This is a genomic window from Agrobacterium sp. GD03872 (assembly GCF_029840625.1).
In the GTDB taxonomy this organism is placed as follows: domain Bacteria; phylum Pseudomonadota; class Alphaproteobacteria; order Rhizobiales; family Rhizobiaceae; genus Agrobacterium; species Agrobacterium fabrum_A.
The window spans coordinates 125,532-136,824 of record NZ_JAOCCY010000002.1 but is presented as its reverse complement, the minus strand read 5'-3'; the positions used below and the strand labels follow the sequence as shown (position 1 = coordinate 136,824).

12 protein-coding genes and 1 tRNA gene are annotated in these 11,293 nt (G+C 60.1%); 3 read left to right on the top strand and 10 right to left on the bottom strand.

Features of this window, described 5'->3' with window-relative positions; genetic code table 11:
* Positions 1-30 precede the first annotated feature (30 nt).
* Both upp and N5D22_RS04595 read left to right on the top strand, forming a co-directional pair.
* A complete protein-coding gene (gene upp, locus N5D22_RS04600) occupies positions 31-660 on the top strand; it encodes a uracil phosphoribosyltransferase (RefSeq protein WP_279654594.1) in 630 nt (209 codons plus the stop codon).
* Positions 661-794: 134 nt separating this feature from the next.
* Entirely contained in the window at positions 795-1,316 is a 522-nt protein-coding gene (locus tag N5D22_RS04595) for a TIGR02281 family clan AA aspartic protease (protein ID WP_279654593.1), read from the top strand.
* On the opposite strand, the gene deoA is transcribed toward N5D22_RS04595, so the two are convergent.
* From deoA to N5D22_RS04545, 10 genes are all read right to left on the bottom strand, one after another.
* The gene (deoA, locus tag N5D22_RS04590) at positions 1,309-2,625 is read right to left on the bottom strand and encodes a thymidine phosphorylase (RefSeq protein ID WP_279654592.1); all 1,317 of its coding nucleotides are present in this window, start codon (positions 2,623-2,625) and stop codon (positions 1,309-1,311) included. The two genes, N5D22_RS04595 and deoA, sit on opposite strands and share 8 nt — an antisense overlap.
* Positions 2,622-3,395 (bottom strand): deoxyribose-phosphate aldolase, encoded by a 774-nt coding sequence (gene deoC / locus N5D22_RS04585; protein ID WP_279654591.1) that lies wholly within the window; start codon positions 3,393-3,395, stop codon positions 2,622-2,624. The genes deoA and deoC overlap by 4 nt, the downstream gene beginning before the upstream one ends.
* 2 nt (positions 3,396-3,397) lie before the next feature.
* A complete protein-coding gene (locus N5D22_RS04580; protein ID WP_279654590.1) occupies positions 3,398-4,198 on the bottom strand; it encodes a purine-nucleoside phosphorylase in 801 nt (266 codons plus the stop codon).
* Positions 4,198-4,602 (bottom strand): cytidine deaminase, encoded by a 405-nt coding sequence (locus N5D22_RS04575; protein WP_279654589.1) that lies wholly within the window; start codon positions 4,600-4,602, stop codon positions 4,198-4,200. Before N5D22_RS04575 ends, N5D22_RS04580 begins: the two co-directional genes overlap by 1 nt.
* 4 nt (positions 4,603-4,606) lie before the next feature.
* Positions 4,607-5,578 carry an ABC transporter permease gene (locus N5D22_RS04570; RefSeq protein WP_279654588.1) on the bottom strand — a complete coding sequence of 324 codons (972 nt, stop codon included), beginning with the start codon at positions 5,576-5,578 and terminating at the stop codon, positions 4,607-4,609.
* A 6-nt stretch (positions 5,579-5,584) separates the two neighbouring features.
* Complete coding sequence (locus N5D22_RS04565; protein ID WP_279654587.1) at positions 5,585-6,688, bottom strand: ABC transporter permease; 1,104 nt, start codon at positions 6,686-6,688, stop codon at positions 5,585-5,587.
* A 7-nt stretch (positions 6,689-6,695) separates the two neighbouring features.
* A complete protein-coding gene (locus N5D22_RS04560; RefSeq protein ID WP_279655035.1) occupies positions 6,696-8,201 on the bottom strand; it encodes an ABC transporter ATP-binding protein in 1,506 nt (501 codons plus the stop codon).
* 83 nt (positions 8,202-8,284) lie between these two features.
* Positions 8,285-9,277: a BMP family ABC transporter substrate-binding protein gene (locus N5D22_RS04555; protein WP_279654586.1), complete on the bottom strand. Its 993-nt coding sequence runs from the start codon at positions 9,275-9,277 to the stop codon at positions 8,285-8,287.
* 215 nt (positions 9,278-9,492) lie between these two features.
* A complete protein-coding gene (msrA, locus tag N5D22_RS04550; RefSeq protein ID WP_279654585.1) occupies positions 9,493-10,143 on the bottom strand; it encodes a peptide-methionine (S)-S-oxide reductase MsrA in 651 nt (216 codons plus the stop codon).
* Between the two features lie 74 nt (positions 10,144-10,217).
* Positions 10,218-10,535: a hypothetical protein gene (locus tag N5D22_RS04545; protein ID WP_279654584.1), complete on the bottom strand. Its 318-nt coding sequence runs from the start codon at positions 10,533-10,535 to the stop codon at positions 10,218-10,220.
* 220 nt (positions 10,536-10,755) lie between these two features.
* Here N5D22_RS04545 and N5D22_RS04540 point away from each other — a divergent pair.
* Positions 10,756-10,845: transfer RNA gene (locus N5D22_RS04540), tRNA-Ser, on the top strand.
* The last annotated feature ends 448 nt before the right edge of the window (positions 10,846-11,293 follow it).

Genomic DNA, 11,293 nt, shown 5'->3' with positions numbered 1-11,293 from the left:
GGGCATAAGATAAAAAGGAAGGCCAGTTTCATGGACGGCGTCACAGTCATCGAACATCCGCTGGTGCGGCACAAACTTACCATCATGCGCAAGAAGGAAACTTCCACGGCCGGTTTCCGCCGCCTGCTCAGGGAAATTTCGACGCTGCTCTGCTATGAAGTGACGCGCGACCTTGAAATGACGATGGAAACCATCGACACGCCGCTCGAAACCATTCAGGCGCCGGTTCTGGAGGGCAAGAAGCTGGTTTTCGCCTCCATCCTGCGCGCCGGCAACGGCCTTCTGGAAGGCATGCTGGAGCTCGTGCCTTCGGCGCGTGTTTCCCATATCGGCGTTTATCGCGACCATGACACGCTGGAAGCTGTCGAATATTACTTCAAGGCTCCGGAAAGCCTCGATGCCCGCCTGATCATCGTTGTCGACCCCATGCTCGCAACCGGTAATTCTTCCATTGCCGCCGTGGAAAAGCTGAAGGAGCGTGGTGCGAAGAACATTCGCTTCCTGTGTCTTCTGGCCGCGCCCGAGGGCATCAGGAATTTCCGCGAAGCTCATCCCGATGTGCCGATCTATACGGCCGCAATCGACAGCCACCTCAACGAAAAAGGTTATATCGTTCCCGGCCTCGGTGATGCCGGTGACCGCATGTACGGCACCAAATAACGCCGTTCATCATTGCTTAACCGTTTGAGCCATTCGCCGCACGCAACGCGGCGAATGGCTTTTTCTTTTAAGATTTCAGCATGTTTTGCGCCTATGCTGTTCCGGGACAACCCCTGTCTTTGAGGAGAAACGGCTTGCTGGGGCGCGCAATTTTTCTGCTTGTCGGTCTTTCTGTCGGCGCCACGCAAATTCCGGCGCTGGTGGAAAAATTCCAGCCACGCCCGGAAACCGCCGCGGAAAAATCCGAAGCCACGGCAGAAATTTCCAAACCGCAACCGGTTTCACTGGGCGGCGTCAGTCTGAAAGCGGATGCCCGCGGCCATTTCAACGCCACCTTCCGCATCAATGGCAAATCCTTCGACGGACTTGTCGACACCGGCGCTTCCATGGTGGCGATCAACGAGACGATTGCGCGGCGGTTGGGTTACGGCGTCAACAGCCTCGATTTCAAATATGCGATCTCAACCGCCAATGGCCAGACAATGGCGGCCCATGTGACGCTCGACCGGGTGGAGATCGGCGCGATCCGCGTTCAGGATGTCGACGCCATGGTGCTGAAGGACAATGCCCTGAGCAACATGCTGATCGGCATGAGCTTCCTGAAACAATTGTCGTCCTTCAAGGTCTCGGGCGGCGAGATGCGGCTGGTCAGGTGACCCGCTCGAGAACGGGCGCCATGACTTCCGGCGCCGCATCAGCGATCCCGTAACAACCCTGTATCCTTTTCACGGCGCGCTCCGCCTCTTCTCTGGAGGCCGCGTGGACAATGGCGATCGGTTCGCCTTTCTCCACCTCCGTGCCAAGCGGCAGGATAGCCGAAATGCCGGCCGCCGGATCGATGATATCCGACGGTTTTTTCCTGCCGCCGCCGAGCTCCACGACCACCATGCCGAGATCACGCGTTTCGCAGGATGCAAGCCAGCCGCGTCGCCCGGCCGGAACGGGAAGAGTGACCGGCGCAGACGGCAGGTAACGGGTCGCGTTCCCGACGAAATCCGACGGGCCGCCCAGCGCTGAGATCATCCGCGCAAAGATTTCCATGGCGCGGCCGGAGGAGAGAGCAGCCGACGCCAGAGCCTCGCCTTCCTCCAGCGTGGTGGCCTTTCGAGCCTGCACCAGCATCTCCGCCGCAAAGGACAGGACCACCTTTTCCAGACGGGTGCCGGCCTTGCGACCGGCCAGAAACTCCAGGCAATTGACGATCTCGACGGCATTGCCGGCGGCGTCGCCAAGCGGCTGGTTCATGTCGGTTATCAGCGCCGTTGTCGGCAGGCCCGCGCCATTCGCCACATCGACCAGCGCGCGCGCCAGCGTGCGGGCATCGTCAACGTTCTGCATGAAAGCGCCGCTACCAACCTTCACATCGAGAACCAGCGTCTCGAGCCCTGCGGCAAGTTTCTTCGACAGGATGGAGGCGGTGATCAGCGGGATGGAATCGACCGTCGCGGTTACATCGCGAATGGCATAAAGGCGTTTGTCGGCAGGCGCCAGATCACCCGTCTGGCCGATGATGGCGCAGCCGACCAACTGCACCGTGCGCCGGAACAGGGCTTCATCCGGCATGACATTGTAACCGGGAATGGCTTCCAGCTTGTCGAGCGTGCCGCCGGTATGCCCAAGGCCCCTGCCGGAAATCATCGGCACGGCCAGACCGCAGGCGGCGACAATGGGGGCGAGCATCAGAGAGACGTTATCGCCGACGCCGCCAGTGGAATGTTTGTCCGCCACCGGTCTGCCAATATCCCTCCAGGAGAGGACATCGCCGCTGTCGCGCATGGCAAGCGTCAGCGCCACCATCTCGTTCCGGTTCATGCCCCGGAAAAACACCGCCATGGCAAAGGCCGCCACCTGCCCTTCCGATATGCCGTCTTTCGACAACGCTTCGATGAAAGCGGCAATCTCCTGCGGCGCGAGCGGCAGGCCATCGCGTTTGCGGCGGATGATCTCCTGCGGGATCAAGCTCAATACCCGCTGGCGGCCTTGGCGGGCTCACCGCCGGCCAGCACGTTCAGCACATCGTCGAGAATGCCCGAAGCGCCGAAACGGAAGGTGGATGGCATGGCCCAGTTGGGCGCCATGATGGTTTCCGCCAGCCTGAGATAAAGCGTCGCGTCCTCCACCGTACCAATGCCGCCGGCGGGTTTGAAGCCCACTTTCTGCCGGCTGTCCCGGATCGCCTGCAGCATGATGTCTGCCGCCTCCAGCGTGGCGTTGACGGCGACCTTGCCGGTCGAGGTCTTGATGAAATCCGCACCTTCGGCAATGGCGATCTCTGAGGCGCGGCGGATCAGGGCCTTGTCCTTCAGCTCGCCGGTTTCGAGAATGACCTTCAGCAGCACGGGCGCGGCACAGGCCTTGCGCACGGCGGCTACCATCTCGGAAACCGCCGCTTCATCGCCTGCCATGAATTTGCGATAGGGGATGACCAGATCGATCTCGTCGGCGCCATCGCGGATCGCCGCTTCGGTTTCAGCCACAACAGCCGCGACATCAAGATCGCCCGAGGGGAAATTGACAACCGTGGCAATGCGGATCGCATGGTCTTTTCCAAATGCGGCGCGGGCCTGCGCCACGAAGCGCGGCCAGATGCAGATGGCGGCCGTATTGCCGTAATCCGTATGCGCGCGCTGGCACAGGGCGGCGATCTGCTCCGGCGTGCAGTCTTCCTTGAGGTTGGTCAGGTCCAGCAAGGACAGGGTGAGGGCAGCCGCTTCGCGCGGACGCTGGAGTTCCATGGTCACGCTCCTCCTGCGATCATTTCCTTCAGAATGGCGGCAAGTCTTTTGCCGCCCACGGGCGCCATGTCCTTGGTTTCTTCATGGCTCAGTTCCGCGCCAGTCATGCCGGCACCGTAATTGGTAATAACCGATGCGGCGGCGACGCGCATCCCGAAAAAGCGCGCAAGGATGACTTCCGGCACGGTGGACATGCCGACAGCATCCGCGCCCAGCAGTCGCGCCATGCGGATTTCCGCCGGCGTTTCGAAGCTTGGGCCAGAAAACCACATGTAAACGCCACCAAACAGAGGCACCGTCGCACGGATCGCGGCATTGCGCATGGCCAGCATCAGTTCCGGATCGTAAGCCGTGGTCATACCGACGAAGCGGCGGTCGCTTTCCTCACCGATCAGCGGGTTCATGCCGGAATAATTGATGTGATCGGTGATCTGCATGACGGAGCCGGGCGGCATATCCTGCCTGACCGACCCCGCCGAATTGGTGAGGATGAGCGACTGCACGCCGAGGCCGGCGAGCGCCTCGATGACCGCACGCATGGCAGCCGGATCGCCCTTCTCGTAATAATGCACCCGACCGGCGAGCATCATCACCGGCTCGCCGGCCAGATAACCGGCCACCAGCTCGCCCGCATGGCCGGAAACCCCGCTTGCGGGAAAACCGGGAAGGTCGGCATAAGGCACCCGGATCGGATCGCTGATTTCCTCCACCAGCGAACCCAGGCCGGAACCGAGAACAATGGCGACACGCGGCATCAGGCCGTTCAGGCGCTCCACCAGAATATCGATCAAACCATCCGTCATCAGGGCAGCTCGGTCTTGAAGACGGAGGGCAAAAGCTCTTCCATGGTCATGACCTTCTGGACGCCGGTTTCGTCACAAAGATAGATTTTCGTTTCCGGCGTGGCGAATTCGGCGATCTTCTGCCGGCAACCGCCACAGGGCGTGCAGAGCGGCAGCTTCTCGGCGATGACGGCGACTTCACTGATCTTCTTCGCCCCGCCCATGATCATGGCGCTGATGGCTGATGGTTCCGCGCACCAGCCCTGCGGGAAGGAAATGTTCTCGATATTGGCGCCCCTGTAGATTTTACCATCGTCGGCGCGGATCGCCGCGCCGACCGGAAATTTCGAATAGGGCGCGTAGGCAAAGGCCATGGCCTCCACCGCCGCCTCGAACAGGGCATGGGATTTCGGATCGGAGGACATGGATTCAACGCTCCTTCGCATAGGCAACGCCACCGGCCTTGGGGGGCTTGGCAACACCGATGAAACCGGCAAGCAGGATGCAGGTCAGAATATAGGGCATGGCCTGGAAAATCTGTACCGGCACCTCGCCGATGCCAGGCACGGATTTGCCCTGCATGAAATTGGCGAAGGCATCGAGAAAACCGAACAGCAGGCAGGCGAACATGACCGGCACCGGCTTCCATTTCGCGAAGATCAGCGCCGCCAGCGCGATATAACCCTTGCCGGCCGACATGTTGGCGATGAAGGCCGCCGATTGCGCAACGGCGAGATAGGCGCCCGAGAAACCGCAGAGGAAACCAGCGACGATGACGGCGCGGAAACGCATCCATGTCACCGAGATGCCCGCCGTATCGACCGCGCCCGGGTTTTCACCCACGGCGCGCAAACGCAGGCCGAAGCGGGTACGATAAAGCACCCACCAGGAAAGCGGCACCGCCAGGAAGGCGAGATAGGTGAGGATATTGTTGCCGGAAATGACATTGGCATAAAGCGGGCCGATGAATGGCACCTCGCGCATCGCATCCGCGCCGGGCAGGATGATTGGGGCAAAACGCCCCTCTCCCGGAAGCTGCGGTGTGCGGCCGCCCTGACCGAACCACGCCTGCCCCAGAACCACCGTCAGGCCGGCGGCTATGAAATTCAACGCCACGCCCGACACGATCTGGTTGCCGCGATTGGTGATGACGGCAAAACCATGGATCAGCGAGAACAGGATGGAGACTGCAATGCCCGCCAGCAGGCCGGCCCACGGGTTCGCCGTGATATAGGCAACACAAGCCGATGCAAAGGCGGCCGCCAGCATCTTGCCTTCAAGCCCGATATCGAACACGCCGGCGCGTTCGGAAAAAAGCCCGGCAAGCGCGGTGAAGAGCAGCGGGATGGTGAGGCGGACGGTCGAGCCCAAGATGCTGACCAGCATATCGAAGAAATCCATATCAGCTCACCCCTTTGCCAGACGCTGGTAGATGTGGACGATCGCCGGCCGGTACATATATTCCAGCGCACCGGCGAAGAGGATCACCAGACCCTGGATGACCACGATCATCTCGCGGGTAATGTTCGGCATCTCGAAGGAAAGGTCGGCACCACCCTGATAGAGAATGCCGAACAGCAATGCCGAGAAGATGATGCCGAGCGGATGGCTTCGCCCCATCAGTGAAACGGCGATGCCGACGAAGCCTGCGCCACCGACAAACTCCACCTGCAGGCGGGCAGACGCGCCCATGACCGGGTTCAGCGCCATCATGCCCGCCAGGCCGCCGGAAATGAGCATGGCGATGATGACGGTGCGCGAATAAGAAATACCGGCATAGTCAGTCGCGGGCGGGCTAAAGCCAAGGGCACGCATTTCAAAACCAAGCCTAGTACGCCAGATCAGCACCCAGACCAGGAAACACATGACCAGCGCGATGAGGAAGGAGACGTTGAACGGCGCTGGCCCGAGCTTGAGGCCGAACAGCGCCATCAGCCAGTCCAGCTTCGGCAATTGCCCGCCGGGCAGAAAGGTGCGCGTTTCCGGCGCCATCTTGCCGGGCACGATCAGCACATTCACCAGCAGATAGACCATCAGGGCCGCGGCGATGAAATTGAACATGATGGTGGTGATGACGACGTGGCTGCCGCGCTTGGCCTGCAGCCAGGCCGGAATGAAGGCCCAGGCTGCACCGAAAAGTGCCGCACCGATGACCGCGAAGGGCATCGTCACATACCAGGGCACATAACGGTCGAGCGCCAACGCCACCAGCGCGGCACCCAGCCCGCCAATATAGGCCTGACCTTCGGAGCCGATGTTGAACAGGCCGGCATGGAAGGCCACGGCGACGGAAAGGCCGGTGAAGATGAAACTCGTCGTGTAAAACAGCGTGAAGCCGATGGCGTCGCCACGGCCGAGCGCACCCTCGATCAGCAGGCGGAGCGCCGCCAGCGGGTTTTCACCGATCGACCAGACGACGAGGCCGGAAATCAGAAAGGCGGTAACGACATTCAGCAACGGCAGCAGGCCGTAGCTGATCCAGTTTGGCAGGGGGGTGGAAGCGGTGCTCATTCATGCCTCATGCGGCGATGCCGGCCATCATCAGGCCCAGCGTCTGTTCTTCGGCTTCCGCCGTTTTTTCTCCAACGACACGGCCAGCGAACATGACCATGATCCGGTCCGAAAGGGAACGGATTTCATCGAGTTCGACCGAAACCAAAAGAATGGCCTTGCCGGCATCGCGCATCTCGATGATGCGGCGGTGGATGAATTCGATCGCGCCGATATCGACGCCACGGGTCGGCTGGCCGATGATCAGCATCTTGGGGTCGCGTTCGATTTCACGGGCGACGACGATCTTCTGCTGATTGCCGCCAGAAAAATTGGCCGTCTTCAAATGCGGGTTCGGCGGGCGGATGTCGTATTTCTCGATTTTTTCGACCGCATCCCTGCGAATGGCCTCGGGGTTGAGGAAAGGTCCTTTGCCGTATTGCTCATCATGGTGATAACCGAGGATGGAGTTTTCATATTCCTCGAATTTCAGCACCAGTCCCATATGATGACGGTCTTCCGGGATATGAGCCAGGCCGAGCTTGCGCAGGATTGCCGGATCGGGACGTTCCACCTTCTGGCCATCCACCCATATTTCACCGGAATGGGGCTTGCGGATGCCGGCGATGGCTTCCAGCAGTTCGGACTGGCCATTGCCGGCGACGCCGGCGATACCGACGATTTCACCGGCGCGGACATCGAGCGACACGTCATCGACCATGGTGACGCCGCGGCTATCCTTGACGGTGAGATTGCGGATGGAGAGCAGAACATCGCCCGGCGTCGTCTCGCCCTTTTCCACCCGGAGCAGCACGCGACGGCCGACCATGAGTTCGGCCAGTTCCTCGACGCTGGTTTCGGAGGTCTTGCGGGTCGCCACCATTTCGCCGCGGCGCATGACGGAGACGGAATCCGTGATCGCCATGATTTCGCGCAGCTTGTGGGTAATGAGGATGATCGTCTTGCCCTGCTCGCGCAGGACACCAAGGATCCTGAACAGGTGATCGGCCTCAGCTGGCGTCAGAACACCGGTCGGCTCGTCGAGGATCAGGATTTCAGCGCCACGATACATGGCTTTCAGGATTTCGACGCGCTGCTGTAAGCCAACAGGCAGTTCCTCGATCACCGCATCGGGATCGACTTCCAGCCCATAGTCATCCTCAAGACGTTTAAGTTCCTTGCGCGCTCCCGCCCGGCCCCTGGCAAGCAAGGCGCCGCCTTCCGCACCCAGCATGACGTTTTCCAGCACGGTGAAATTTTCCACCAGCATGAAGTGCTGATGCACCATGCCAATGCCGGCGGTGATGGCCGTCTGGCTGTCACGGATCGCGACCGGTGCGCCATTCACGCGGATTTCGCCGGCATCCGCCTGGTAAAAACCGTAGAGGATCGACATCAAGGTCGATTTTCCGGCACCGTTTTCCCCGATGATGCCGTGGATCGTGCCCTTGGCAACGGTCAGATTGATATTCTTGTTGGCGTGAACGGCACCGAATTTCTTGTCGATGCCCACGAGCTCGATTGCTGGATCCATATTCAAACCGAAACCTCTCCGAAGGCTGGATATGAAAAGGGCGCAAGATGAAAAATCACCATGCGCCCCAGTCAGATATCATATCATTTCGGGCAGGAATTGTCCGCCATATAGTCATGGACCTTGACGGTGCCGGCAATGATGTCGGCTTTTGCCTTGTCCACGGCGGCAATCATCTCGGGCGTGATCAGAGCCTTGTTGTTGTCGTCAAGCGCATAGGCAACGCCGTCTTCCTTGACGCCGAGCGCAACGATGCCGGGGGTGAACTTGTCGTCCTTGGCGTCCGTATAGGCATTATAGACTGCCAGATCGACGCGCTTGACCATGGAGGTCAGAACGGAACCCGGATGCAGGTGGTTCTGGTTGGAATCGACGCCGATCGAGAACTTCTTGTTGTCGGCTGCGGTCTGCAGCACGCCGATACCGGTCGCACCGGCTGCCGCGTAGATCACGTCAGCGCCCTGGTCGATCTGGTTCTTGGTGAGTTCACCGCCGCGCACGGGATCGTTCCAGGCAGCACCGGTCGTGCCGGTCATGTTCTGGAAGACTTCGATCTTGTCGTTGGCAGCCTTGGCGCCCTGTGCATAACCACAGGCGAACTTACGGATCAGCGGAATATCCATGCCGCCGATGAAGCCGACCTTGCCGGTCTTGGAGGCCATGCCGGCCAGCAGACCGACGAGGTAGGAACCTTCATGCTCCTTGTAGACGACGGAGCGGACATTCGGCAGCTCGACGACGGAATCGACGATGACGAATTTGGTGTCGGGGAATTCGGCTGCGACCTTTTCCATGGCCGAGGTCCAGGCGAAGGAGACGGCGACGACCGGGTTGAAGCCCTTGCTGGCGAAGTTGCGGATGGCCTGCTCGCCCTGCGTGTCGCTGGTCGGTTCGAAATCACGGTAATCGATACCCGTTTCCGCCTTGAACTTTTCAGCGCCGGCCGCAGCCGCCTCGTTGAACGACTTGTCGAACTTGCCGCCCGTACCATAGACCAGCGCCGGCTTGATATCGGCAGCAAGCGCGGAAGCCGACATTGCGGCGAGCGCAAAAAGCGTCAGAAGGGATTTTTTCATTGTGCAGCCCTGTTGTTGCAATTGATATTTCTTAAGGGTCCTCCCGCAATCCCGTTGGCCGGGAATGTCTGCGGAACCGCCAGCCGTTTTCCCGGCTGTGCTTGCCTCATATCCTTGCATGGCTCAATGAAAAATTCATCCGGTTTTTTTGACCCGGTGGAAAAACTTTATTCTGGCGCTTTTTTGGTCTTTCCACCGGGCGACCTGCAAAAAATCTAGCCGATATTGCAGCTTACGCCCGTTCCCCTGAGGCCGCAGTAGCCGCCCGGGTTCTTGGCAAGATATTGCTGATGATAGTCCTCAGCATAATAAAATGTTTCAAGCGGCCCGATTTCCGTGGTGATGGCGCGCCCATGACCGGCCCCGTCCAAAGCCTCCTGAAAAGCGTCGCTCGCCTTCTGCGCCTGCTGCAGCTGGCCTTCCGTCGTCGTATAGATGGCGGAACGGTAGGTGGTGCCAACATCGTTGCCCTGCCGCATCCCCTGGGTCGGATCATGCTCCTCGAAAAATATCTTGAGCAGGCCTGAGAGCGATATCACGGCGGGATCGTAGACCACCTTCACCACTTCGGCGTGGCCGGTCTGGCCGGTCGTCGTTTCCTGATAGGTCGGGTTGCGGGTAAAGCCGCCGGCATAACCCACCGCCGTCACCCACACCCCCGGCGTTTGCCAGAACAGCCGTTCCGCGCCCCAGAAGCAGCCCATGCCGAGATAAATGATTTCAAGACCATCGGGATAAGGCCCCTTCAGAGGCCGGCCATTGACGAAATGCTTCTCCGGCACCGCAAGCGCCTCTTCACGGCCGGGCAAGGCCGTTGCTTCGGTGGGCATCGTCGTCTTTTTTGAAAGCGTATCGAACAGGAACATTCGGTCCTCCATGCGGCCAGTTCCGCCGCTTCTCATGGTTCACATCTGCGGGCGCCCCATTCGACGGACAAAAGTCAGACCGACAAACGCCTCATCGTTTTGTGTTTCCTGTAACCGGCCATCCAGCAGAGCAGGGAAACCACCAGGAAAAAAGCAGATGCGGGCACCGCCAAAAGGGCATTTTCAATGAAGCGCCACGCTTCAGGGTGAATATAGTGCGCCATGGCCGCTTCCGCCATGGTGCGCGAGGCAGGAAGAAGATAGTTCCAGACGGACAGGATGCCGGTGATGTCAACCGAGGAGGTTGAAACCGAACGGATCGAATCGAGCACCCCCAGAAAAACCGCCACGACGAGGAAAAGAAAGCTTAAAAACCGCAAAAAAGCTTTCATCGGGGATACCTCGCTCACGGCCTGCCGATCAGACAGCCACTTTTTGAAACCAATAATGCATCGATAAAGGTGGGAAAACCGGTTTGCAATCGCATCGGAACACAGGAAATTGCCGACATTTCAAAAAACTGTCAGATTCGTGTTGATCCCTGCGAATTCATCGGTATATATCGCGCCGTTCCAGTGATTTGCATTCTTCATGACATGCAGACTTGAAAAAGGACAGGTGGCCGAGTGGTTTAAGGCGCACGCCTGGAACGCGTGTGTGCGTGAAAGCGTACCGTGGGTTCGAATCCCACCCTGTCCGCCATTTCAGTCCCAAAGTGGGCACGCCGCTTCCCGCCGATTTCCCGCTAGAGACCGAAGTAAGGGCGCGCAGCAATTCGCCCTTCGATCCCTTGATGCGAACATGGCCTTCTCCGACTTCGACGCGCTGGGCAAAAGCGCGCAGATGATCCCGCCGGTAGCCGCCGCCCTCTTGCCTGAGCCGACGCCGCGCGGTCGTGGCGAACTTTCGCAAAACGGCCGGCGTCACCGCCATGCTGCCGGAGCTTTCGAGCATGGCCTGTGCTCGCTCGGAATCGACTTGCGCTTGGTCGCGGAGCGCCCGGAGGGCGACGACGCGCTCCTTCAAGGCCGGATCGTTCAGGTCGGCCACCCCCGCTTCGATGGCCTCGTAGAGGCGTTTCAGGCGAAGCTCGGTCTCGGCCGCGCGCCGGTTCAACTCAGCGATATGCTCCCTGCGCCGATCCGCCCGC